Source organism: Umezawaea beigongshangensis (genome assembly GCF_016464305.1).
Taxonomy (GTDB): domain Bacteria; phylum Actinomycetota; class Actinomycetes; order Mycobacteriales; family Pseudonocardiaceae; genus Umezawaea_A; species Umezawaea_A beigongshangensis.
Map to the genome: position 1 here is coordinate 448,531 of NZ_JAEIOJ010000002.1, position 22,173 is coordinate 470,703.

The 22,173-nt window shown below is 72.3% G+C and carries 23 protein-coding genes; 13 read left to right on the forward strand and 10 right to left on the reverse strand.

Annotated features, from left to right (window positions below; all coding sequences use genetic code 11):
* The first annotated feature begins 124 nt into the window (after positions 1 to 124).
* Both IMZ35_RS06620 and IMZ35_RS06625 read left to right on the forward strand, forming a co-directional pair.
* Positions 125 to 1,372, forward strand: coding sequence for a DUF6801 domain-containing protein (locus IMZ35_RS06620; RefSeq protein WP_199440016.1), 1,248 nt, complete (start codon positions 125 to 127; stop codon positions 1,370 to 1,372).
* Positions 1,373 to 1,469: 97 nt separating this feature from the next.
* Positions 1,470 to 2,426: a DUF6801 domain-containing protein gene (locus tag IMZ35_RS06625; RefSeq protein WP_199440017.1), complete on the forward strand. Its 957-nt coding sequence runs from the start codon at positions 1,470 to 1,472 to the stop codon at positions 2,424 to 2,426.
* A gap of 59 nt (positions 2,427 to 2,485) precedes the next feature.
* Here IMZ35_RS06625 and IMZ35_RS06630 read toward each other — a convergent pair whose 3' ends face one another.
* A complete protein-coding gene (locus IMZ35_RS06630) occupies positions 2,486 to 3,244 on the reverse strand; it encodes an SCO4651 family lipoprotein (protein ID WP_199440018.1) in 759 nt (252 codons plus the stop codon).
* Positions 3,245 to 3,752: 508 nt separating this feature from the next.
* On the opposite strand from IMZ35_RS06630, the gene IMZ35_RS06635 reads away from it, so the two are divergent.
* The 5 genes from IMZ35_RS06635 (at position 3,753) to IMZ35_RS06655 (ending at position 10,285) form a co-directional block, all read left to right on the forward strand.
* Positions 3,753 to 5,153 carry a family 2B encapsulin nanocompartment shell protein gene (locus IMZ35_RS06635; protein ID WP_307867816.1) on the forward strand — a complete coding sequence of 467 codons (1,401 nt, stop codon included), beginning with the start codon at positions 3,753 to 3,755 and terminating at the stop codon, positions 5,151 to 5,153.
* A 240-nt stretch (positions 5,154 to 5,393) separates the two neighbouring features.
* The gene (locus tag IMZ35_RS06640; protein WP_438816836.1) at positions 5,394 to 6,794 is read left to right on the forward strand and encodes a family 2B encapsulin nanocompartment shell protein; all 1,401 of its coding nucleotides are present in this window, start codon (positions 5,394 to 5,396) and stop codon (positions 6,792 to 6,794) included.
* A gap of 3 nt (positions 6,795 to 6,797) precedes the next feature.
* Positions 6,798 to 7,853, forward strand: coding sequence for a family 2 encapsulin nanocompartment cargo protein polyprenyl transferase (locus IMZ35_RS06645; protein ID WP_307867818.1), 1,056 nt, complete (start codon positions 6,798 to 6,800; stop codon positions 7,851 to 7,853).
* 289 nt (positions 7,854 to 8,142) lie between these two features.
* Positions 8,143 to 8,406 carry a helix-turn-helix transcriptional regulator gene (locus IMZ35_RS06650; RefSeq protein ID WP_307867819.1) on the forward strand — a complete coding sequence of 88 codons (264 nt, stop codon included), beginning with the start codon at positions 8,143 to 8,145 and terminating at the stop codon, positions 8,404 to 8,406.
* Positions 8,407 to 8,467: 61 nt separating this feature from the next.
* Positions 8,468 to 10,285: a rhamnogalacturonan lyase gene (locus tag IMZ35_RS06655; protein ID WP_307867820.1), complete on the forward strand. Its 1,818-nt coding sequence runs from the start codon at positions 8,468 to 8,470 to the stop codon at positions 10,283 to 10,285.
* Positions 10,286 to 10,391: 106 nt separating this feature from the next.
* On the opposite strand, the gene IMZ35_RS06660 is transcribed toward IMZ35_RS06655, so the two are convergent.
* From IMZ35_RS06660 to IMZ35_RS06680, 5 genes are all read right to left on the reverse strand, one after another.
* Positions 10,392 to 10,721 carry an STAS domain-containing protein gene (locus tag IMZ35_RS06660; RefSeq protein WP_199440019.1) on the reverse strand — a complete coding sequence of 110 codons (330 nt, stop codon included), beginning with the start codon at positions 10,719 to 10,721 and terminating at the stop codon, positions 10,392 to 10,394.
* A gap of 167 nt (positions 10,722 to 10,888) precedes the next feature.
* Positions 10,889 to 11,575, reverse strand: a complete 687-nt coding sequence (locus IMZ35_RS06665) for a hypothetical protein (RefSeq protein ID WP_199440020.1) — start codon at positions 11,573 to 11,575, stop codon at positions 10,889 to 10,891.
* Positions 11,576 to 11,584: 9 nt separating this feature from the next.
* Positions 11,585 to 12,325, reverse strand: a complete 741-nt coding sequence (locus IMZ35_RS06670; RefSeq protein WP_199440021.1) for a metallophosphoesterase family protein — start codon at positions 12,323 to 12,325, stop codon at positions 11,585 to 11,587.
* The gene (locus tag IMZ35_RS06675) at positions 12,322 to 12,600 is read right to left on the reverse strand and encodes a BON domain-containing protein (RefSeq protein WP_199440022.1); all 279 of its coding nucleotides are present in this window, start codon (positions 12,598 to 12,600) and stop codon (positions 12,322 to 12,324) included. Before IMZ35_RS06675 ends, IMZ35_RS06670 begins: the two co-directional genes overlap by 4 nt.
* Before the next feature lie 23 nt (positions 12,601 to 12,623).
* Positions 12,624 to 13,202 carry a nucleotidyltransferase family protein gene (locus IMZ35_RS06680; RefSeq protein WP_199440023.1) on the reverse strand — a complete coding sequence of 193 codons (579 nt, stop codon included), beginning with the start codon at positions 13,200 to 13,202 and terminating at the stop codon, positions 12,624 to 12,626.
* 78 nt (positions 13,203 to 13,280) lie between these two features.
* On the opposite strand from IMZ35_RS06680, the gene IMZ35_RS06685 reads away from it, so the two are divergent.
* Complete coding sequence (locus IMZ35_RS06685; RefSeq protein WP_199440024.1) at positions 13,281 to 13,517, forward strand: DUF6480 family protein; 237 nt, start codon at positions 13,281 to 13,283, stop codon at positions 13,515 to 13,517.
* A 10-nt stretch (positions 13,518 to 13,527) separates the two neighbouring features.
* On the opposite strand, the gene IMZ35_RS06690 is transcribed toward IMZ35_RS06685, so the two are convergent.
* Positions 13,528 to 14,553 (reverse strand): NAD-dependent epimerase/dehydratase family protein, encoded by a 1,026-nt coding sequence (locus tag IMZ35_RS06690; RefSeq protein ID WP_199440025.1) that lies wholly within the window; start codon positions 14,551 to 14,553, stop codon positions 13,528 to 13,530.
* Positions 14,554 to 14,724: 171 nt separating this feature from the next.
* Positions 14,725 to 15,609: a universal stress protein gene (locus IMZ35_RS06695; protein WP_199440026.1), complete on the reverse strand. Its 885-nt coding sequence runs from the start codon at positions 15,607 to 15,609 to the stop codon at positions 14,725 to 14,727.
* A gap of 157 nt (positions 15,610 to 15,766) precedes the next feature.
* On the opposite strand from IMZ35_RS06695, the gene IMZ35_RS06700 reads away from it, so the two are divergent.
* The 3 genes from IMZ35_RS06700 to IMZ35_RS06710 all read left to right on the forward strand — a co-directional run bounded on the left by IMZ35_RS06700 (position 15,767) and on the right by IMZ35_RS06710 (position 19,257).
* A complete protein-coding gene (locus IMZ35_RS06700; RefSeq protein ID WP_199440027.1) occupies positions 15,767 to 16,411 on the forward strand; it encodes a response regulator in 645 nt (214 codons plus the stop codon).
* A 1,477-nt stretch (positions 16,412 to 17,888) separates the two neighbouring features.
* Positions 17,889 to 18,431, forward strand: coding sequence for a DUF742 domain-containing protein (locus IMZ35_RS06705; protein ID WP_199440028.1), 543 nt, complete (start codon positions 17,889 to 17,891; stop codon positions 18,429 to 18,431).
* A 343-nt stretch (positions 18,432 to 18,774) separates the two neighbouring features.
* A complete protein-coding gene (locus IMZ35_RS06710) occupies positions 18,775 to 19,257 on the forward strand; it encodes a YkvA family protein (RefSeq protein ID WP_199440029.1) in 483 nt (160 codons plus the stop codon).
* A gap of 29 nt (positions 19,258 to 19,286) precedes the next feature.
* Here the strand turns inward: IMZ35_RS06710 and IMZ35_RS06715 are convergent, their stop codons facing one another.
* Together IMZ35_RS06715 and IMZ35_RS06720 are read right to left on the reverse strand one after the other, a co-directional pair.
* A complete protein-coding gene (locus IMZ35_RS06715; RefSeq protein ID WP_199440030.1) occupies positions 19,287 to 20,024 on the reverse strand; it encodes an anti-sigma factor family protein in 738 nt (245 codons plus the stop codon).
* Between the two features lie 3 nt (positions 20,025 to 20,027).
* Positions 20,028 to 20,588: a sigma-70 family RNA polymerase sigma factor gene (locus IMZ35_RS06720; protein WP_199440031.1), complete on the reverse strand. Its 561-nt coding sequence runs from the start codon at positions 20,586 to 20,588 to the stop codon at positions 20,028 to 20,030.
* Positions 20,589 to 20,850: 262 nt separating this feature from the next.
* Between IMZ35_RS06720 and IMZ35_RS06725 the strand changes: the two genes are divergently transcribed.
* Entirely contained in the window at positions 20,851 to 21,399 is a 549-nt protein-coding gene (locus IMZ35_RS06725) for a hypothetical protein (protein ID WP_199440032.1), read from the forward strand.
* Between the two features lie 5 nt (positions 21,400 to 21,404).
* On the forward strand, positions 21,405 to 22,169 hold the full coding sequence (locus tag IMZ35_RS06730) for a DUF4142 domain-containing protein (protein WP_199440033.1): 765 nt from the start codon (positions 21,405 to 21,407) through the stop codon (positions 22,167 to 22,169).
* Positions 22,170 to 22,173: the final 4 nt, after the last annotated feature.

Consider the following 22,173-nt stretch of genomic DNA (forward strand, 5'->3'; position numbering starts at 1 on the left):
AATGCCTACCGCTGAGTAGTTTACCAACGAGTAGCCCGTCCTTCCGGCTGCTTCACGGCATTGTCATCGCTTTCCGCGCAACGGCGCGTTCTCGCATCGATTCGTGCACGAGGAGTAGTGGACGATGAAGAAGAGCCTCAGGTGGACGACGTTCGTCAGCGGGCTGACGGTCGCCGCGACGGTCGTCGGCGTGGTCGTTTTCGCGGGTGCCGGCACGGGTGCGGCCGCCACCGCGTCGCTGACCCTCGGCTACACCTGCCCGTTCCCGCTGATCGGCGACCAGAGCGTGTCGGTGCGGATCGTGGCCGAGCAGCTGCCGGACGCGCCCGTGGCGGGCGAGCCGAACCCGGCCGTGCGGGTCACCGCGACCGCCACCGTCCCGGCCACGGCCACCCAGGGCCTGACGCTGGTCGGCGCGACCTCGATCGAGGGCACCGCCTCGGCGGTGACCACGGTGGACAACGCGGGCGTCCAGCTGCCGATCACCCCCGCGCTGACCGTCGCCTCCACCCCGGTGCCCGCCTCCGGCCCCTTCGACGCGGTCGCCGCGGGCAGCGCGCCGCCGGTGACCTTCCCCAACGCCGGGACGACGACGATCTCGGTGGGGAACTTCAGCACGACGCTGACCCCGCGCACGGCCACCGGCGCCGAGACGGGCCTGGGCACCTTCACCTCGAACTGCACGCTGACCCCCGGCCAGGACACCCTGCTGCACACCGTCGAGGTGGCTCCTCCCACGACCACCCAGCCGCCGACGACCACGACCACCGACCCGACCACCACCACCACCACCGAGCCGACCACGACGACCACGACGACCACCGACCCGACCACGACCACCACGACGGCTCCGCCGAACGAGCCGGTGCGGATCACCTACGACGTCGGGGGCTCGACCAGGATCGCGAAGCTGAACTCCGACCTGCCGCTCGGCCCCGGCACGCTGGCCGCCGAGCTGGACCTGCTCAGCGGGAACTTCACCGCCGACCTGGACCTGCCGGAGAGCACCGGCAGCTTCACGCTCTTCAACCTCCTGCCCGCCAGGGCGACCGTCGAGATGACGCCGCTGGGCAGGACGACCGGCACCCTCGCGGACGGCGCGGTCACCGCGAGGTCCTCGGTGGTCATCGGGCTCACGGACGTCCGAGTGCTGGGCGTGCAGGTCGTCAAGCCGACCCACCGGTGCCGGACGACGGCTCCGGCCGACATCGGACTCACCTCGGCCCCCGGCTTCGACCCGATCACCGGCGGCACGCTCTCGGGCACCTACACGATCCCCCGGTTCGAGAGCTGCGGCCTGGTCACCCCGATCGTGAACAGCTCGATCCCCGGCTCCGGCAACACGATCGGCCTCACCATCGCCGGGCGGTGATCCCCCTCCCCGACGGCGGGCTCGCGGACGCGGGCCCGCCGTCTCCCGCGCCGGCACGGCGCGAGCCCCGCACGAAGTTCCAGCGAAGAAGGACGAGATGATCACTCTCCGCAGATCAGCGGCAGCGGCGGCGGGCGCGTTCGTGCTCGGCGCCGTGGCGTTCACCGGCGCCGGCACGAGCTCCGCCGCGACCAGCACGCTCGTGCTCACCTACAACTGCCCGTTCCCGCTCATCGGTGCCCAGGACATGACGGTGACGATCGTCGCCGAGCAGCTCCCGGACTCCGCCGTGGTCGGGCAGCCGATCCCCGAGGTGCTGGTGACCGCCACGGCAGCCGTACCGCCGACGGCGACGCAGGGCCTCTCGCTGGTCGGCGCCACGACGGTGTCCGGCACCGCGAAGGCCGACACCGTGATCGACAACGCCGGGTTCGCGCTGCCGGTCGTGCCGCAGCTGACCATCGGCGAGACGGCGGTGCCGACGTCGGGCTCCTTCGACGCCGTCGCCCGCGGCAGCGCGCCGCCGGTGAGCCTGCCCAACGCGGGCACGACGACGATCTCCGTGGGGAACTTCAGCACGACGCTGACCCCGCGCACGGCCACCGGTGCCGAGACGGGCCTGGGCACCTTCACCTCGGACTGCACCCTGCTGCCTGGCCAGGACACCCTGCTGCACACGTTCCCGGTGACGGCGGGCGGCACGACCGATCCGACGACCACCACCACCACGACCACCACCACGACGACGACGACCGGCGCGACGACCACGACGACCAGCGGCACGTCCGGGTCGACGACCACCGGGAGCACGACGAGCGGCACGGGCACCCCGACCACCGGCACGACGACCACCGGCACGACGACGCCCACCACCACGGTGCTCGCCGGTGGTGGCGGCCCGCCCGACGCCCCCGACCGCTACACCTCGACCAGGGACGTCTCCCGCCTGGCGAGCACCGGCACGTCCCTCGCCCTCCCGCTCGGCCTCGCGGCCCTCCTGGTGGTGGCGGGCACGACCCTCCTGCTGCTCCAGCGCCGTCGCCGCCGGTCCTGACCTCGAACCGGCCGGGGCCGCCCGCCCGCGTTCGCGGCGGCCCCGACCGGGTGAACTTCTCAGCCCGGCGCGACGGCCGGCAGCTCTCCCCTCTGCTCCACCGGCGGCGGGGTGATCTCCACCGGACCGCCCCAGTCGCGGTAGGTGGCCAGCACGCTCACCGGTGACGTGCCGGGAACCGCGGTCACCACCTCGGACTTCACCGGCAGGTCGTCGCTTCCGACCCACACCACGGTCGTGTAGGAGGTGACGCCCTGCTCGGCGAGCTGGTCGAGGTTGCGGTCGCCGCCACCCGCCACGACGGGCACCGCCAGCGCGTAGCGGACGGTCCGCGTCCCCCCGACGGTCTCCTCCGCACGATCGGTGATGGTCGCGCCGTCCGGCAGCGCCACGCGCACGTCGGCCGAGTCGCGGACGTGCGCGCCGACGTCGGCCATCGCCTGCGCGAGGGGGTTCGCGTCCTCGATCGGGGCGAGTTCGACCCACGGCCGATCACCGAGCCCCTGCGGCACCTTCACGTAGACGAGCCCGGACAGCATCGTGTAATCGACCGCCGCACCGCCGGACGATTCCGTTCCGGCCATTTCGCAGCGCGTCCCCGGTTCCCCGCTCGTGCGCACGACGCACGTTCCCCGGCCGCTCGCGCCGAGGTCGAGGTCGACGGTCGCGCTCCCGTGCCGCGCCATCGCCTCCCGGAGAGCACCGCCCAGTTCAGCGGCAGTGCCGTAGGTCTTCATCGGGGGTGGCGGATCGTCCGCGCACCCGGCGAGAACTCCGGTCGCGACGATTCCGGCGAACACGACTCCGTGTTTTCGCATGCTTCTCCTCGACGGGGAAACGGTGGTGCGCAGACTCTATCCCGCGCGGACGCGCTCCGGCCCCCTGCGCATTCACGCCAGGAGGAACTGTTGCTCCGGGACGAATTCCGCTGGGCGTTCTTGTTCCGCGGGTGACAAGAACTTCCCCGGTGCGCCGGGGAAGGCCGGGAGCAGCGCCGCCGACCGGTGGGGCCACCTGTCCCGGTCTACTCCGACGAGCACCGCTACCACGAAGGAGTGTTCTTTTTTTCGTCCGATCGTGTTTTGCGTGCGCCCCGGCGGAACGCGCGGAACCACTCGACGACGGCGGCGCCCCGGCGCTGGTGGGGCGGTGTGCTCGATGATCGAAATTCACTCCGTGGAGCGGTACCTCTTTGTGCCCCCTTCCCGAGGTGTTTGCCCCTGAACTATGGTCAGCGCCGCTCGTTTCGGTCGGACAGCGCGACGTCGTCGCCATTCCCGCCCGGTGCCACCGGTTCGCGGTTCAATCAGATAGGCGGTTCGTGTTGTGACTGCTGTCACGGAAAACGGTCTGGGTGAAAGGCCGCGGCTCAGCCTGAGCACGGCGGCGGCGCGGAACCTCGCGACGACCACCAAGACCACGCCGCAGATGCAGGGCATCTCGTCGCGGTGGCTGTTGAAGGTGCTGCCGTGGGTGCAGGCCGCCGGTGGCGCCTACCGGGTGAACCGGCGGCTCAGCTACGCGGTCGGGGACGGGCGCGTCACGTTCACCAGCACGGGCTCGGAGATCCGGGTCGTGCCGCAGGAGCTGTGCGAACTGCCGTCGCTGCGCGGCTTCGAGGACGAGACCGCGCTGGCCGAGCTGGCGACCCGCTTCGTGCAGCGGCAGTACGAGCCGGGCGACGTCGTGGTCCAGGAGGGGCGTCCCGCCGAGGAGGTCGTGCTGATCGCGCACGGCAAGGTCAGCAAGATCGGCACCGGTGAGTACGGCGACCAGACCGTCCTCGGCGTCATGGCCGACGGCGCGTACTTCGGCGACGAGGTCCTCGCGGGCCGGCAGACCGACTGGGACTTCACGGTCAAGGCCGTGACCCCGCTGACCGTGCTGGTGCTGCCGGTGGTGGCCCTGGCGCAGCTGAACGGGCGCGCGGCGGCGCTGCTGGAGCACGTGCGGCGACCGCGCCCCGACAGCTCGGCGAACACGCACGGCGAGGCCGCGATCGACATCGCCTCGGGCCACGAGGGCGAAGCCGCGCTGCCCGGCACGTTCGTGGACTACGAGCTGACCCCCCGCGAGTACGAGCTGAGCGTGGCGCAGACCGTGCTGCGGGTGCACAGCAGGGTCGCCGACCTCTACAACCAGCCGATGGACCAGGTCGAGCAGCAGCTCCGCCTCACCGTCGAGGCGCTGCGCGAGCGCCAGGAGCACGAGCTGATCAACAACCCGGACTTCGGCCTGCTCGCCAACGCCGACCTCCGGCAGCGCGTCCACACCCGTTCCGGTCCGCCCACCCCGGACGACTTCGACGAGCTGCTCGCCGCGGTGTGGAAGAACCCCGGCTTCTTCCTGGCCCACCCGCGCACGATCGCCGCGTTCGGCCGCGAGTGCAGCAGGCGCGGGCTCTACCCGAGCAGCATCGATCTCGGCGGCCACCAGGTGCCGTCGTGGCGCGGCATCCCGATCCTGCCGTGCAACAAGATCCCGGTGACCCGCACCCGCACCAGCTCCGTGCTCCTGATGCGCGTCGGCGAGCAGGACCAGGGCGTCGTCGGCCTGCACCAGACGGGAATCCCGGACGAGTACGAGCCCGGCCTGTCGGTCCGCTTCATGGGCATCGACGAGAAGGCCGTCATCTCCTACCTGGTGAGCGCCTACTACTCCGCCGCGGTCCTCGTGCCGGACGCGCTGGGCGTGCTGGAGCACGTCGAGCTGGGCCGGGAAGGCTAGGGCCGCGGCGGTGCAGTCGTCCGAACCGCCCGCGCGGGCGGCCGGTGTCCGCACGCGGGCGCGGGCCAGCCGGACGGCCCCGCCCCGCGCCCGCGCGGCGGACCGCACGGCGCTGCGCGCGTGGACCCGGCACGACTGCGCGCTCCCCGACCGGGCACCGCGCCGTTCCCGCGGGGCCCCCGCGCGAGCCGGCGCACGTCTTCGAGCACACCAACACCGCACCGAACACGACAGGTGGACATCGCTGTGACCACGACGGAACCGATCATCGCGGCGCCGCCGCTGAGCCTGAGCACCGCCGCGGCGCGGAACCTGGCGACCACCACCAAGTCCGTGCCGCAGATGCAGGGCATCACGCCGCGGTGGCTGCTGAGGGTCCTGCCGTGGGTGGAGACCTCCGGTGCCGCCTACCGGGTGAACCGGCGGCTCAGCTACGCGGTCGGGGACGGGCGCGTCACGTTCTCCAACACCGGTTCCGACATCCGCGTCGTGCCGGGCGAGCTGTGCGAGCTGGGCCTGCTCCGCGGGTTCGAGGACCAGGCGGTGCTCGCCGCGCTCGCCGACCGGTTCGTGCAGCGCCGGTTCGAGCCCGGTGAGACCGTCGTGCAGGCCGGGCGCCCGGAGGACCAGGTCGTGCTGATCGCGCACGGCAAGGTGGCCAAGGAGCGCGTCGGCGAGTACGGGAGCCCCGTCGAGCTGGGACTGCTGGCCGACGGCGAGTACTTCGGCGAGAACGTGCTGGCCGGGCCGCAGGGCGAGTGGGACTTCACCGTGCGGGCCGTCACGCCGGTGACCGTGCTGACGCTGGACTGGTCGGTGTTCGAGTCCATGAACGGCGGCGCAGGCGGGCTGCGGGCGCACGTGCAGCGCGCGCTGGCCAGGGCGACCTCGGCCCCGCAGAACAAGCACGGCGAGGCGGCCATCGACCTGGCGTCCGGGCACGAGGGCGAGGTGGAGTTGCCCGGCACGTTCGCCGACTACGAGCTGAGCCCCCGCGAGTACCAGCTGAGCGTGGCGCAGACCGTGCTGCGGGTGCACACCCGCGTGGCGGACCTCTACAACCAGCCGATGGACCAGGTCGAGCAGCAGCTGCGCCTGACGATCCACGCGCTGCGCGAGCGCCAGGAGCACGACCTGATCAACAACCCGGACTTCGGCCTGCTCGCCAACGCCGATCTCAAGCAGCGCGTCCACACCCGCTCCGGCCCGCCCACGCCCGACGACCTCGACGAGCTGCTGTCGCGGCGGCGGAAGTCGGAGTACTTCCTGGCCCACCCGCGCACGATCGCCGCGTTCGGCCGCGAGTGCAGCCGCCGCGGCGTCTACCCGGCGACCGTCGAGCTGGAGGGGCGGTCGTTGCAGGCGTGGCGAGGAGTGCCGATCCTGCCGTGCGACAAGATCCCGATCACCGAGCGGGGCACCAGCTCGATCCTCGTCATGCGCACGGGCGAGCGGGACCAGGGTGTCGTCGGCCTGCGCCAGACCGGCATCCCCGACGAGTACGAACCCGGCCTGTCGGTGCGCTTCACCGGCATCGACGACCGCGCCGTGCTGTCCTACCTGGTGAGCGCCTACCACTCGGCCGCGATCCTCGTTCCCGACGCGCTCGGCGTGCTGGAGCACGTCGAGATCGGACGCTGACCCGTGACCAGGACGACCGAGATCGCGGAGGTCCCCGGCCAGCGGGGCAGGTCGGCCGGCGAGGTCCTGCTGTGGAGCAGGGACGTCGTCGTGCCCGCGCTGCGGGCGGCGGTGGACCAGCTGCCCGCGTCGATGCGGGACATCGCGGCGTACCACCTCGGCTGGCGCGACGCGCAGGGCCGCGTGGACTCGGCCGACGGCGGCAAGACGCTGCGGCCCGCGCTGGTGCTGCTCGCGGCGCGCGCCGCCGGTGGTGACGTCGCGAACGCCCTGCCGGCCGCCGTCGCGGTGGAGCTGGTGCACAACTTCTCGCTGCTGCACGACGACGTCATGGACGGCGACGAGACGCGGCGGCACCGGCCGACGGCGTGGACGGTCTTCGGGGCGAACGCGGCGGTGCTCGCCGGGGACGCGCTCCAGACGCTCGCGCTGGAGGTGCTCGCCACGAGCGGGCACCCCGCGCTGCTGGACCAGGTGCGGGTGCTCAACGCGGCCGTGCTGGACCTGCTCGACGGGCAGAGCGCGGACCTGGCGTTCGAGGACCGCACGGACGTCGTGCTCGCCGAGTGCGTCGCCATGGCGGAGTACAAGACCGGCGCCCTGCTCGGCGGGTGCTGCGCGCTGGGCGCGCTCGCCGCCGGGGCCGATCCGGACCGGGTGCGGCACCTGCGGGGCTTCGGAGCCCGGCTGGGGCTGGCGTTCCAGCTCGTCGACGACCTGCTGGGCATCTGGGGCGATCCCGAGGTGACGGGCAAACCGGTGTTCTCCGATCTCCAGAACCGCAAGAAGTCCCTGCCCGTGGTGGCCGCGCTCAGCTCGCACACGGCCGCCGCGCGGGAGCTGGACGCGCTCTACCGCAGCGACGAGGTCCTCACCGAGACCGATCTCGCTCGGGCGGCCGAGCTGATCGACGTCGCCGGTGGGCGGCGCTGGGCGCGGACCAAGGCGGACGAGCAGCTCTCGCTGGCCGCGGAGCACCTGCGTGTCGCGGGTGCCGAGCCGGTCGCCGCGGCGGAGCTGATGGAACTGGCGAAGCTGGTCACCAGGCGCGACCGCTGACCGCGTCCGCGCCGGAACCGCCTGCTCCCGCGGTTCCGGCGCGGAGGCGGCCGTGCGCCGGAGCGCGGTGCGGGTCGTCCAGACCACTCACCCGATCGGCAGCACGACCCGCCGCGCACGGTCCGCCGAGCGCTTGACACCGGATCGCGGCGCGCGCCAAGCTGACTCGCGTCACCTGGTTGAAACGTTGCAGCAACAGGGGTGATCGCACCACTCGGCCTGTCCCACGGGCAGCCCGCCGCCAGCCGCCCGCACTGACCGGACCCCTCGGCACACCGGGAGGAACGTGGTGATCGGCACCGCGCAGACGACAGCAGCCCGCCCGACAGCAGCAGCACGGACAGCAGCAGATCGGCCCGCACCGCTCCTGAGACCCGACGACCTCGCCCTGCTCGCCCTGCTCGCCGACGGCCTGGTCGTCGACGCGGTGGGACGACGGCTCCAGATGTCGGACCGCACGGTCCGCCGTCGCACCAGAGCCATCTGCGACCAGCTCGGCGTTCGCACGCCGGTGCAGGCGATCGTGTGGGCCGCCCGCCGCGGACTCATCTAGTCGCCCGACGACCACGCCGCCGCGCACGTCCCCGCACCTCAGACCGTGAGGAGAACGATTCGTGGCACATCTGCGAGCAGTTCTGGGAGCGCTCCCAGCTCTGGCGCTCGTCGCATCGGGCACGGTGGCCGCCCAGCCGGCCGCGGCGGAACCCGGCACGCCGTCGGCGGCGGTGGTCAACGGTCAGCGCGAGAACCTGGATCGGGGCGTGGTGAGCGTCCGGTCCGGCAACGGCAACCTCGTGAGCTGGCGCTGGCTGCGCACGGACCCGGACTCGGTGGGCTTCAACGTCTACCGGGGTTCCACGAAGCTCAACGCCAGTCCGATCACGGCGTCGACCAACCACCTGGACGCGGGCGCCGCGGCGGGCAGCGCGTACACCGTGCGCGCGGTGGTGAACGGCACCGAGCAGGCGGCGTCACCGGCCGCGTTGCAGTTCCCCGCCGGACACCTGGACGTGCCGATCCAGCCGCCGTCCTCCGACCACTCGGCCAACGACGCGAGCGTCGCCGACCTCGACGGCGACGGGGACTACGAGTTCGTGCTGAAGTGGGACCCGAGCAACGCCAAGGACAACTCGCAGTCCGGCACCACCGGCAACGTCCACGTCGACGCCTACACGCTCAGCGGGTCGCGGCTGTGGCGGATCGACCTGGGGCGCAACATCCGGGCCGGAGCGCACTACACCCAGTTCCAGGCCTACGACTACGACGGCGACGGGCGTGCCGAGGTCGCGATGAAGACCGCGGACGCCACCGTGGACGGCACGGGCCGGGTCATCGGCAACGCCTCGGCGGACCACCGCAACTCCAGCGGCTACGTCCTGACCGGGCCGGAGTACCTGACGGTGTTCGACGGCAGGACCGGCGCCGCACTGTCCACGGTGGACTACGTGCCGCCGCGCGGCACGGTCAGCTCGTGGGGCGACTCCTACGGCAACCGGGTGGACCGGTTCCTCGCGGCGACGGCGTACCTCGACGGCTCCCGGCCCAGCCTGATCATGGCGCGCGGCTACTACACGCGCTCGGTCGTGGTGGCGTGGGACTTCCGGGGTGGCGCGCTGACCAGGCGCTGGACGTTCGACTCGAACTCCTCCACCAACGCGGGCACGGCCGGGCAGGGCAACCACAACCTGTCGGTCGCCGATCTGGACGCCGACGGGCGGGACGAGATCGTCTACGGCGCGCTCGCGATCGACGACAACGGAGCCAGGCTGTGGAACACGGGCCTGGGTCACGGCGACGCGCTGCACGTGGGCGACCTGGACCCGTCCCGCTCCGGCCTGGAGGTGTTCAAGGTGTCCGAGGACACCTCGAAGCCGGGGTCGTGGTTCGCCGACGCCCGCACCGGTTCGGTGATCTGGTCGACGGCGTCGGGCGCCGACAACGGTCGCGGCGTGTCGGCGGACGTGTGGGCGGGCAGCGCGGGCGCGGAGTCCTGGTCGGCGTCGGACACGAGCCTGCGCAACCCGCGCGGGCAGTCGGTCGGCCGGGAGCCGTCGTCGATCAACTTCCTGGTCTGGTGGGACGGCGATCCGGTGCGCGAGCTGCTGGACGCCACCAGGATCGACAAGTACGGCACGGGAGGCGAGACGAGGCTGCTGACCGCCTCGGGCGTGCACTCGAACAACGGCACCAAGGCGACGCCCTCGCTGTCCGGCGACATCCTGGGGGACTGGCGCGAGGAGGTCGTGTGGCCGACGACCGACAACCGGGCACTGCGGATCTACTCCACCCCGCACGTCACCGGCCAGCGGATCACGACGCTGACGCACGACCTCCAGTACCGGACGGCGCTGGCGTGGCAGAACACCGCCTACAACCAGCCGCCGCACCCGAGCTTCTTCCTCGGCGACGGGATGGCGACCCCGCCCCGGTAGCCGGGCGGCGGCGGGGCGGGCTCGCGCGAGCCCGCTCCGCCGCCCGTGGCCGGGGCGCTTCTGCTGACGCGCGAGGTGCTCACCCGGCGGACCACCCGCGGCGTGGTCAGGCGGCGAGCGCGGCGGAGATCGTCGGGTAGAGGTCGAGCAGGGACTCCACGCCCGCCACCCGGAGCGGGCGCAGCACCGCGTCGGAACCGGCGACGACGCGCAGAGGTGTGCGCTGGTCGTGGCACACCTGCTGGTGGGACAGCAGCAGGGACATGCCGCTGGAGCCGAAGAAGGTGAGGTGCCGCAGGTCGACCACGACCGGCGCCGGTGCGGTCACCTCGGCCTCGGCCTCGTTCAGGTGCATGCCCAGGACGGGTGTGGTGGTGAGGTCGAGCTCACCGCTGGCGTGCAGCACCACGGCGAAGTGGCGCACCTCCCGGCGCACGCGAAGGACGTCTGATCTGTCTGAACCCGCGGTGGGAAGCGGATCGGGCACGGCGTTCCTCTCCGGAGGGGCTCGGCCGACCGGTCCGGTCCGGTCCTCGCGCGGTGGCGCGGCCGAGCGCCTCACCCCCTCCGACCGTAGTCACCGCTGCTCGCCGCGCAACCGGATCAGGTGTGGCGCACCCGGTCGAGCGCGTTCTCCAGCGTGCGCAGCACCGCGCTCACCGCGTCGCCCAGCACCGACGCCCTCGCCGGGTCGACGTGCGGAGACGGGTGCTCGCCGAGCGCGAGCAGCTCGCGCGTCACCCCCATCACGACCTCGGGGTGTCCCAGCGGGAGCGGCGGGTCGATCCGGTCGGTGTCACCCGCGTGGCTGCGAGCCACCACGCGGACCTCCACGCCCGCGGCGGCGAGATCGCGGCGCTGCGGCATCGTGCGCTCCTCCCACACCGAGCGCGCCATCTGCTCCGCGCCCGCCGGGACGGGCGTGTCACCCGCCTCCGGATCGACCAGCAGCACCGAGTCGAGCAGAGCGCTGTGCCGGGACGCCGCGTCGAGCACGTTCTCCGCGACGGGACCGCTGGACACCAGGTGCACGGTTCCGCGGCGATCGGACAACCCCTCCAGCACCTCGTCCACGGCACGCCACGGACCGTCGGCGGCGGGGAGGCGGCACCACACGACGCGGAGGTGCTCGGTCAGCGGGCGCCAGGTCGCGGGCAGCTCGCCGTGGCTGGCCGTTCCACCGGGGTCGACCACGACCACGACGGGAGCGCTGCCCGTCTCGTCGGAGGGACCCGACCGCACCACTGCGGGCCCGTGCGTCCTGCTCGTGTCCTCGGCGAAGTCTCGCATGGCGATCGGCTACCCGGCCGCGGACGCGGGTACACCGGCCGGTCGCACGTCGTAGACCGTGTACGCGGTGCGGATGATGGGCTGCGCGACGTTGCGGACCCGCACCCCGCCGGGGGTGAGGCCGTGCTCGGTGCCGAAGTGGGCGTGGCCGTGCACGGCCAGGTCGGCGTGGTTCGCGTCGATCGCCTCGCCCAGCAGGTAGGAGCCGAGGAACGGGTGGATCTCCGGCGGCTCGCCCCGCAGCGTGTCCGGCACGGGTGCGTAGTGGGTCAGCGCGATCTTCATGTCGGCGTCCAGCGCCGCGAGCGCCTCCCGCAGCCGCTCGGCGATCCCCACGGTGTGACCGACGAAGGCCTTCATCTCGCGCTCGCCGAAGTTGCTGCCGCACTTCCCGGCGAAACCACCGCCGAAGCCCTTCACCCCGGCGATGCCCACGCGGCACCCGTCCAGCGTCAGCACCACGCCGTCACCCTCCAGCACGCGGATGCCGCGGTCGTCGAGCAGCGCGGTGATCTCGTCCTGCTGGTCGGAGTGGTGGTCGTGGTTGCCGAGGACGGCCACCACGGGAACCGGCAGGTCGGCGAACTCGTCGGCCACGACCCGCGCCTCCTCCACGGTGCCGTGCCGGGTGAGGTCACCGGCGAGCAGCAGCACGTCGGCGTGGTCCCCCAGCCGTTCCAGCGCGGGACGCATGCGGCCCCGCGCGTCCTCACCGAGGTGGACGTCGCCGACCGCGGCGATGCGGGTCATCGGATCTCCTCCTGTCCCACGGGCTCGCCCACAGGCACCACCCGCACGTCGTTGAGCACCTGGAGCCCCGGTGCGGCCTCGTGGACCACCGCCTCCACCTCGGTGCGGCGCTCGGCGCACGCGACGTCGCCGGAGAGCAGCACGTGCTCACCGCGCACGGTCACGCGCACCCCCTGCTCGGTCGTGCGCGCGTCCTCGGCGAGCGCGCGCTGCAACCGCGCGGCCAGGTACTGGGCTGACTCGGGCTCCTGCGTCGTTCCTCCGGACGTGGTCATCACGTGCTCCTCTCCGTCCCCGCTCATCGCACCGAGTCCACGGGTTCGCGCCGCGGCTCGACGATGGCGAGCCGTTCGCTCAGGACCAGGAACGCCTCCGCGAAGGGGGAGTCGGCGGTCTCGACGCGGACCCGGTCCCAGTCGATCTGCTCGCGCAGCGCGCGGGCGAAGGGCAGCAGCTCGCTGAAGTCGCAGCGGTGGTCGCTCAGCACACCGAGCTTGCTGATCAGCACCTCCGTCGCGGGCATGACGGGCAGCGTCACCGAGCCGACCTGGAGCTCCTCCGCGCACGCCAGCACCTCGTCGGTCACCTGCTGCTCGTTGGGGCGGAACAGCAGGTCCACGAGGTAGTCGCCGTCGTAGACCTTCAGCAGCCAGTCCTCCGGCGGCTCGGCGGACCGCATTCCGGCCGCGACGAGCGCGGAGACGGCCGCTTCGGTGTCCTCCTCCCGCACGAGCAGGTCCACGTCGTGCTCGCTGGGCGGTCCTCCCCGCGCGTACCCCGCGCAACCACCTGTCAGGGCGAAGGGGATGCCTGCCGTGCGGAGCGCTTTCGCGACCTTGGTCAACGTCCTCAGCAGTTCGTCCTGGATGCCGCTCATGATCCCGGTTACCCCTCAGCGCCCCGGGGATAACCCCGTCGGGCGATTTGCGATCTTCGTGCTGGGTAGCCCGGACGCATGACCGCGACTCCTCCTGACCCACCGCCCGAGACGACACCCGGCCTGGAACCCGGCGGTGGCGTCAACCCCGGTGACACCCCGCCCGACTCCGGTCAGACGTCGGGGTTGTCGCACGCGCAGCCCATGCCGTCGCGCCGCGCGCCGATCATCGTGCTGACGGTGCTCGCCGTGCTCGTCGTGCTGGTGCTGGGCGCGGTCGTGGTCTCGATCATGGGGATCGTCGAGGTCTTCTGACCGCGCCGGTTCACCGGCCGGGCGCGAGGGGCGGACTGCCGGTCACGCCGCGCCGGTGCCCCAGGGCCGCGAGGAGTTCCCGCAGCGCGTCGCGCGCGTCGTGCTGCGGGACCCACCCCAGCTCCGTCCTGGCGCGCTCGGCGCTGAGCAGGGGCGAGGCCAGCGCGAGGTCCACCCACCCGGCGGAGGTGGGTTGCAGCCGCAGCTTCCACGACACGGCGGCGGCACCGCGCAGCACGGGCTCCGGCACGGAGACGTGCCTGGCCCCGACCAGCGACGCGAGCACGCGCGGGGTGATGACCGGCTCGGACACCAGGTTCACCGCTCCCGGCAGCCGGGTGCGCAGCACCCGGACCAGGGCGTCGGCCACGTCGTCGGCGTGCACGAACTGCAGACACGTCCGCGCCGGCAGCGGCAGCAGCGGCACCTTGCCCCGCGCGGCCAGCCGGAACAGGGGCGCTGGCACCAGGCGGCCCAGGAAGTAGCGGGCGATCTCCGCCGCCGCGCCGGACTGGAGGATCAGGCCGGGACGCGGCCGGGACACGACCACGTCCGGGTTGCGCTCGACGAAGAGGTCCAGCAGGTGCTCGACCGCGGCCTTGTGCCTGCTGTAGTAGGAGGAGGACACGCCGTCGGTGGGCCACTGCTCGTCGACGAGGCGCTCCTTGTCGGACGGCGAGTACGCGCCGATCGACGACATGTGCACCACGTGCGGCACGCCGACGCGGGCCGCGGCGGCGAACACGCGGTCGCTCCCGCTGACGTTCGTGCGGAACATCGTGCGCTCGTCGTGGCTGGGCTGGATCAGCCACGCCAGGTGCACGACGGCGTCCGCGCCGCGCATGACGTCCTGGAGCGGCTGCTCGGCCCCGGCGACGCCGATGTCCACTTCGGACCACCGCACGCCCGCGTAGGGCGGGTTCTGCTGCGGCGCGCGACGCGACACGCCGACGACCTCGGTGTCGGACTCCGCGGCGAGCCTGCGCAGCAGTGCGGTGCCGACGTTGCCGCTGGCGCCGGTGACGACGATCCTCATACCGGTCCGGCTACCCGCCCCGGCCCCCCGTCAACCCGGAGCGGCGTGGCGGTGGTCGAGGGACCGCCGGTCGGCCGGTCGCGGATCTTCGGCGACGGAGGTGCTGGTGCTCACCGGCACCGGCGCCTCTCAGGAGGTGCCGCTGGTGGAGACGGCGCTCGGCGCGGTGGATCACCCGGCGCGGACCACCGCGACCGCGCACGGCGCGTGCTGCACCACCGCCTGACCGGTGGAACCGAGGACCATCCCGGCGAACCCGCCGCGCCCCCGGTCCCCCACCACGACGAGCTGCGCGACGGCGGCGAGACCCAGCAGCGCCACCGCCGGCCGATCGCGCACCACGACCTGCTGCACCGGCACACCGGAGTGCCTCTCCCGCCAGCGCGAGAGCCGCTCGGCGAGCAGCCGCCACTGGTCGACCTCGATGCCGTCGAGGTCCGGCGCGGTCCACGCGATCCCGTAGGACGCCTCCACGAACACGTCGCTCCACGCGGAGACCGCGACGAGCGGCACACCACGCGCGGCGGCCTCGTCGAAGGCGAAGCCCACGGCCGCGTCGCTCGGCGGAGATCCGTCGACACCCACCACGACCGGTCCACCGGTGCGACGCTCGCCGTCGCGCACCACGACCACCGGGCACCGGCCGTGCGCGGACAGCGCCGTGGCAGTGGACCCGGCGAGCAGCCCGGCGAACCCGTCCAGACCGCGCGAACCGAGCACGACGAGCCGCGCGCCGACCGACTCCGCCACCAGGGCCGGGCCCCCGGCCTCCATCCGCACGACGTGGCGGACCACCACGCCGGGGTGCACGGCCCGCGCGACGCTCTCCGCCTCGCACAGCCACTGCCTGGCCTGCTCGTCCATCGCGCGGCGCAACTGCTGACCACCCGCGATGATGGCCGGGTAGCCGCGCACGGGCACGAAGCAGCCGTGCACGAGGCGCAGGGGGACGTCGTGCCGGGCGCACGCGCCCGCTCCCCACTCCGCCGCTCGCAGCGCGGAGGCGGACCCGTCGACACCCACGACGACCGGCGGCACGGACTCGTCGTCGACCATGCTCGGCTCCTCCCCGCGCGCCCGCGCCTGCGACCGTAGGACGACCGGACGGGGGTTGTCTCCACCCGTTGCTCCCTTCGAGGTGGCGACATCCGGTGGTTGTCCGACCACTCGGCGTCAGCGGGCGCTACTGTCGTCGCGGGCCGTGGAGGTGGGTGTGACGAAGGTGTTCCTGGTCGACGACCACGAGATCGTGCGTCGGGGCGTGGCCGATCTGCTGGACGGCGAGCCGGACCTGGAGGTCGTCGGAGGCGCCGGATCGGTGGCCGAGGCGCTGGCGCTCGTGCCGGACAGCGGAGCCGACGTCGCCGTGCTGGACATCCGGCTGCCCGACGGCAGCGGGATCGAACTGTGCCGCGAGCTGGCCGGACGCGCTCCCGGTGTGCGCTGCCTGATGCTCACCTCCTACGCCGACGACGACGCGCTGTTCGACGCGGTGGTGGCCGGGGCGGCGGGCTTCGTCCTCAAGCAGGTCCTCGGTGGTGACCTGGTGCGGGCGGTGCGCGCGGTCGGCGCGGGGCGGTCGCTGCTGGACGCGAGCGGCACGTCCGCGCTGCTCGACCGCATCCGGGGCGAGCGCGAGCGGTCCGATCCGCTGCGGGCGCTGTCCGACCAGGAGCGCGCGGTGCTCGACCTGATCGCAGAGGGCCTGACCAACCGGCAGATCGCCGAGCGGATGTCGCTCGCGGAGAAGACCGTCAAGAACTACGTCTCGCACGTGCTGGCGAAGCTGGGGCTGCAACGCAGGACGCAGGCCGCCGTGCTGGCGAGCCGGACGGGTTCCGCGCGCCCCGGTCCGTGAGCGGCGGGCGCCCCCGCCCGCCGGCGCGGCGCAACGTCAAGCCTTGATCAAGGATGCGCCCGATGCGCCCGGCACGTGTTGTCGGCGGAGTTCTCGCTGACTAGTTTGACAATCGGGCCAACCGGAATTCGACCGGTTCCGGCGAATGTCCGTCGAGCGGTGAGTGGTGGGGTGAGTGCTGTGCCGAGAACGGGCAGGACCGCGGTTGCCGTGGCGCTGACACCGGGTCTGGTCGCGACGGCGAGTTCCCTCCAGCCGGTGAGACGGCGTCGTCCCGTTCGCGGGGTCGACGGCGCTGCTCCGGCGGGTGCGCAGCTCAACCCGACTCCCATCGGGTAGCGCCGCACCGGGTCCGACCTGCGCGAAGTCCTCCTCCGCCGACGTGCCCCCGCCCCGGAGGGCGGGCGCGGGACGTGCCGTGGCGGAATGACCGGAGGACGTGAATCCGCGCGTTCCGGCCCGGTCGGAGAACTGTTCACCGCGACGGGTGAACAACGGAACGCGTTCTGCGTTACCGGCACGTGAACACGCCGTGGCGCCCGTTCTGCGAACGGGATGCGCATTCAACCGCCTCCCGCCGCCGGCACCGCGAAGACGATCGTCGTCCCGCCGTTCCGGAACCCTCGACGGCGCCGCGACGCGCTCGCGCGTCCCGACCGGAGCGTTGCCGTCGCGCACCGAGCCGCTCCGGTCCGACGACGTCGTCGAACAGCCGGGTCCTCGACCAGCCGGGTGCGCACGGCGTCGGCGATCGACCGGCGGATCGCCGACGGTGCGCGCCACCGCGCACTGGTGGCGAGCGGGACGCCGGGCGCGGGGTGCTCAGCAGCGCTCGGGACGACGGACAGCGCGGCCCGGACAGCACGGACCGGAGCGGGACCGAACTCCGGCGAGAAGTCCACGCAGCGTAAACACGACAGGTGTCAACAACACGGAGAGTGCGAACGTACCAAATGTAAACGATTCCACACGACGTGTGCGCCCACCCCCGTGTCAACGCTCTGACAATCGGTGGTATGTTCACCCGCCTGGCGGAGCAGACTTCTCCCGCCACGCTTCGTTTAGCGTCCCGCGAGCATTCGTCGAGAACTCGCCCAAAGGGGATGCGATATCGACCCGATGGTCACCGCCGAGGCTTTTGCACCATCAATCACAGGTCCCCTCAGGTGCTCCGACCTGGTCCGACCCGACCCGGCCCGGCCGCTGAATGCGCCGTACGGCGGTACCCCGACAAGCCTCTGGAGCAGCGAAAACGACTCGGCGACCTCATCTGCAACTTGCATCTCGCAAAAATTACGGTGAGCGTCCGTCTATCAGCCGGTGCACAGCTTGTCACGCAACGTGAGTAGAAAGAGAAAATCATCTCGGTTGGACAGAGAATGACGACACCCTTGACGTGACCCAGTACACTCCGTGATCGGCCAGTGATACTGGTGAATGACGGAAAGCAACAGCGTCGACCGCGCCGGAGACAGCGATGACCACCGAGAGCACGAGTGCGAGACCTGGACCTCACGGTTTCGACCCGGGTTTCGGCGGCCAGCACGACATCAGCAGCACGTCGGGCCGCCTCGACTTCGACCCGTTCCGGGAGGAGCGCGACGAGTACCCGACCTCGGAGATCCCGGTGATCAAGGTGGACGAAGAACAGCCAGAAGAACAGCCGGCGGACGAGGTCGACAGCTTTCGCGTGCGGCCCTACGCGCGCACCGGCGGACGCACCCGCTCGAAGATCGACCTGGCGATCGAGACGATCGTGACGTCCAGGGAGCACGCCGTGCACTCGTCGAAGCTGTCGAGCGCCGAGCACCACGTGATCAGCAAGCTGTGCCTGCAACCGCACTCGGTGGCCGAGGTAGCGGCCAAGCTGCGGCTGCCCCTGGGGGTCGTGCGGGTGCTGCTGAGCGACATGTCCGGCCTGAGCCTCATCGAGGTGCACAGCAACGGCGAGCTGAGCAGCAGCGGCCGCCCCCCGATCGACCTGATGGAGCGCGTGCTCGCCGGCCTGCGCCGGATGTGATCGCGCGGACCCCGGACGCCGAGGACCCGTCCAGCAGGTGTGGCCGGCGACCGGTTCCGGGTGCCCGCGTCGCACGGCCGCGTCCGGGGCCGGGCGCGGCCCGCGCTCCACCCGCCGAACACTCCGCTCGCGGTGCGGCGGGGGCGAGTCGGCGGCGCGGCGAGTGGCGGCGGAGACGTCCGACCCGCCGGTGAGAACTCCGGCTGACGATCGCCCCGCTCGCGCCGGCCTTCTCGGCCACCTCCGCCTGTCGCCGCGACTGCGCGCACGTGCACGACCGCGGGCGCGACGCGTGTGCGCGCGGACGCACCCGCGCGCGCGTCCGCCACTAAGCTCCTGGAGCATGACGGTCTTCGGCTGCCTCCTGCTCGTGCTCGCCGCCATCTCCGCCTTCGTCCGCGACGCGGACGTCCTCGGCGTCGACCCCCTGGTGCTCGGCGGCGTCCTGGCCGTGCTCGGCGTCGCGCTGATCGCGGTCGGCGTGCTGCGGGCACGGCGGCGCAGGGCGTCCGGCGAGCCGCACCCCGTCGGCAACCCGTTCCAGCGGGCGCGCGCGCTGCCGCGACTGATCCGCGAGGCGCGGCGCGGCGAGTACGGCGAACTGCCGAAGAGCCGGTTTCTGCTCTGGGCCGGCGCGGTGGTCTACCTGGTGTCGCCGGTCGACGTCCTGCCGGAGCTGCTGCCGATCATCGGCGTGACCGACGACGCCGGTGTCGCGGTGTGGCTGCTCACCAGCGTCTCCACCGCGACCGGGATGTTCCTGCGGTGGGAGCGCAACCGGCGCGGAAGCGGACCAGCCCTGCCGCGCGACGCGCGGCAGGGCTGACGGGTCGGACTGACGGGTCGGGCGGAGGCCTAGTCGGAGATCTCCAGCAGGGTCGAGCCCTTGTCGTCGGTGACGACGTAGCGGGCGATGTCGTAGTAGCGCACGGCCACGTTCCCGCCGAGCTGCAACGGGTTCTGGGCCGTGGGCGGGTTGTCGGTGGCGTACCAACTGGCCACCGGGATCTTCTCCCCCGTGGTGGTCAGCGCCAGCAGCACGCACTTGCTCGCACCGAGGGCCCCGTCGACCTGGAGGTCGACCGCGGTGCCCCACGGCTCGGTGCGGCTGCCGACCGTCACGGTCGCGCCGGACTCGGGATCTCTGGCGCTCTGGGTGTCGTCGAACTCCTCCGGCCTGTTCTGCGCCACCGCGGACCGCTCCGGCGCCCCGGTGGGGTTGCCACCGGCGACGGGCGCACCGTCCGAACCGGACCCGAGCCCGGCGGCGGTGAACGCGGACACGGCCACGAGGAGCACGGCCCCGGCAGCCGCCGCGAAGATCCACTCCTTGCGGCGCTTGCGTCGCTGGGCGGAGACGGAGTCCAGCATGGCGCGGACCGAGCGGCCGTCCGGACGCTCCGGCGCGGTTCCCCGCAGGAGACCGCTCGCGTCGGCGTCGTCCAGCAGATCGGGCAGGGCGGCGAAGTCCCGCAGGTCCAGGGCGCACTTGCGACACTCGGCCAGGTGATCCTCGAACGCGTCGATCTCGTCCCGGTCGAGCACGCCCAGCACGTATGCCGCCACGTCCGCGTGGTTCGGCACAGCACTCACGTGTCAGCCCCGTTCCTGCAGTGCCCGGCGGAGGGCACGGAGAGCGTAGTAAACCCTTGACTTCACCGTACCCGGAGGAACCCCCAGCGCGGCAGCGGCTTCGCTGACCGTGCGATCCCGCAGGTACGTTTCGAGAATAGCCTCCCTGTGCTCCTCCGTCAGGCCGTTCATCGCTTCGGCGATCACGATGGCCGACAGCGTGCTGTCGGCCTCGTCCCGCCCTGGTGTCTCGTCCGAAGGGGTCAACTCGAACTCCTTCGGACGAACGCTGCGCTTGCGCCGGTCGTCGATCACGAGACGACGTGCGACGGTGAAGAGCCAGGAGCGCAACATCACGGGGTCGCGCTCCAGCTTCTCTGCGTTCCGCCACGCCCTCAGCAGGGTCTCCTGGACGATGTCCTCGGCCCACTGCCGGTCGTGGCCGGTCAGCCTCATCGCGTGGCCGAGCAGCGCGCTACCGAACTCTTGGTAGAGACGACGGATCAGCTCATCTTCCAGACTCTCCACCGGGAAGGGCTGATCGCGTCGACGTTGGGGTCGTCGATGCTGCGCCACGCCGCACATCTTTGCCCCACGGACCGCACTTAGTCGAGAACTTCTTCTGAGAAAAAAGTCGCCGGATCGTTGATGAACCGTCATCGTCGCGTGTCCGTATGCCCCGGTGTCCGCTCGTTCGGTCCGCCGGAATCCCCTCCGACTGGTCCTTTCGGCGGAGCCCGCTCGATCGGAAAGGACCAACGCGATGCCCTGGCGACGTTCTCGTCTCGCTCTTATCGCACTTCCGGGCCTCGCCGCAACGCTGATCACCAGCGCCTGCGGTGCTCTCGTGCCCGGTGCGAACAGCACGGCGGGACAGCCGCAGAACACCGTCGCCCCGACGCCCGCCAAGGCCCGGACCTCGTACGGGATGCTCTCGCTGGCCTCGTCGGAGATCGGTCTGATCGTCACCGACGCGAACGGCAACACCCTCTACCGCTTCGACAAGGACAAGACGCAGCCGCCGACGAGCACGTGCGTGAACGCCTGCGCGACGCAGTGGCCGCCGGTCCCCGCCGAGGACCCGGTGATGGTCTCCGGCGTCGACCCGACCCTGGTGACGTCCCTCACCCGCGCGGACGGCTCGGAGCAGATGGTGCTCGCCGGGTGGCCGCTCTACCGCTTCGCCCGCGACAAGAAGGCCGGGGACGTGCTCGGCCAGGGCTCGGGCGGGACGTGGTGGGCCGCGACGCCGGAGGGCGAGAAGGCGGGGGCCGGCGCGTCCGCACCGGCGAGCGCCGCGCAGCCCGCGACCGGAGCGCCGGCCTCCACCTCCCCCGCCGAGAGCGGCACGCCGCGGTCCGCCGCCTCACCCGACACCGGATCGGACGGGAACTGATCACCATGCGCCGCAAGGTCTTCGCCGCTGTCCTCACAGGTCTGTGGCTGCTGCTCGCACCCGCGACGGCGTCCGCCCAGGAGCAGTTCGCCCAGCAGCAGCCGGGCACCCCGGAGGGTCCCACGACGACGCCCTTCGGTCCGCTCACCGCGGCCGACCGCGATCTCGTGATCAAGGTCAAGCAGGCAGGGCTGTGGGAGATGCCGATGGGCGAGGCCGCCCAGACCCGCGCGGCCAGCCCGCGGGTCAAGGAGGTCGGCCGGCTCATCATGCTCGACCACGAGTTCCTCGACGAGCTCACCGACGACAAGGCGGCCGTGCTGGGCATCGAGCTCCCCGCCGTCGCGAGCCAGGACCAGCAGGGCTGGATGGCCGAACTGACCTCGAAGACGGGCGCCGACTTCGACCGGGCGTTCGCCAACCGGCTGCGGGCCGCTCACGGCAAGGTCTTCAGCACGATCGCGAAGGTCCGCGCCAGCACCACCAACGACGTCGTCCGCGAGTTCGCCCAGGCGGGCAACAGCTTCGTCATGAAGCACATGACGCTGCTGGAGAGCACCGGTCTGGTCGACCAGACCGGCTTCGGCGACCCCGTCCCGGTGGGCGGCGCCCCTGCGGCGGCACAGGCCGCAGCGGTCTCGGCCTCCCCCGAACTCGTCGCGTCCTCCAGCGACGGTCCCAGCCCGGTGGTCGTCGCCCTCGTCTGCCTCGCGGGCGTGGCGGCGACCTTCGGCGTGCTCCGCGTTCTCCGCCCGCGCCAACTGAAATGAGCAC

What these genes read in the sequence shown, in the direction of transcription:
- IMZ35_RS06670 (WP_199440021.1), bottom strand. Translation starts at nt 12,325, where the DNA reads ATGACCCGCATCGCCGCGGTCGGCGACGTCCACCTCGGTGAGGACGCG.
- IMZ35_RS06730 (WP_199440033.1), top strand. Translation starts at nt 21,405, where the DNA reads ATGCGCCGCAAGGTCTTCGCCGCTGTCCTCACAGGTCTGTGGCTGCTG.
- IMZ35_RS06625 (WP_199440017.1), top strand. Translation starts at nt 1,470, where the DNA reads ATGATCACTCTCCGCAGATCAGCGGCAGCGGCGGCGGGCGCGTTCGTG.
- IMZ35_RS06620 (WP_199440016.1), top strand. Translation starts at nt 125, where the DNA reads ATGAAGAAGAGCCTCAGGTGGACGACGTTCGTCAGCGGGCTGACGGTC.
- IMZ35_RS06680 (WP_199440023.1), bottom strand. Translation starts at nt 13,202, where the DNA reads ATGAGCGGCATCCAGGACGAACTGCTGAGGACGTTGACCAAGGTCGCG.
- IMZ35_RS06690 (WP_199440025.1), bottom strand. Translation starts at nt 14,553, where the DNA reads ATGAGGATCGTCGTCACCGGCGCCAGCGGCAACGTCGGCACCGCACTG.
- IMZ35_RS06665 (WP_199440020.1), bottom strand. Translation starts at nt 11,575, where the DNA reads ATGCGAGACTTCGCCGAGGACACGAGCAGGACGCACGGGCCCGCAGTG.
- IMZ35_RS06710 (WP_199440029.1), top strand. Translation starts at nt 18,775, where the DNA reads ATGACGGTCTTCGGCTGCCTCCTGCTCGTGCTCGCCGCCATCTCCGCC.
- IMZ35_RS06675 (WP_199440022.1), bottom strand. Translation starts at nt 12,600, where the DNA reads ATGACCACGTCCGGAGGAACGACGCAGGAGCCCGAGTCAGCCCAGTAC.
- IMZ35_RS06720 (WP_199440031.1), bottom strand. Translation starts at nt 20,588, where the DNA reads ATGTGCGGCGTGGCGCAGCATCGACGACCCCAACGTCGACGCGATCAG.
- IMZ35_RS06685 (WP_199440024.1), top strand. Translation starts at nt 13,281, where the DNA reads ATGACCGCGACTCCTCCTGACCCACCGCCCGAGACGACACCCGGCCTG.
- IMZ35_RS06695 (WP_199440026.1), bottom strand. Translation starts at nt 15,609, where the DNA reads ATGGTCGACGACGAGTCCGTGCCGCCGGTCGTCGTGGGTGTCGACGGG.
- IMZ35_RS06705 (WP_199440028.1), top strand. Translation starts at nt 17,889, where the DNA reads ATGACCACCGAGAGCACGAGTGCGAGACCTGGACCTCACGGTTTCGAC.
- IMZ35_RS06630 (WP_199440018.1), bottom strand. Translation starts at nt 3,244, where the DNA reads ATGCGAAAACACGGAGTCGTGTTCGCCGGAATCGTCGCGACCGGAGTT.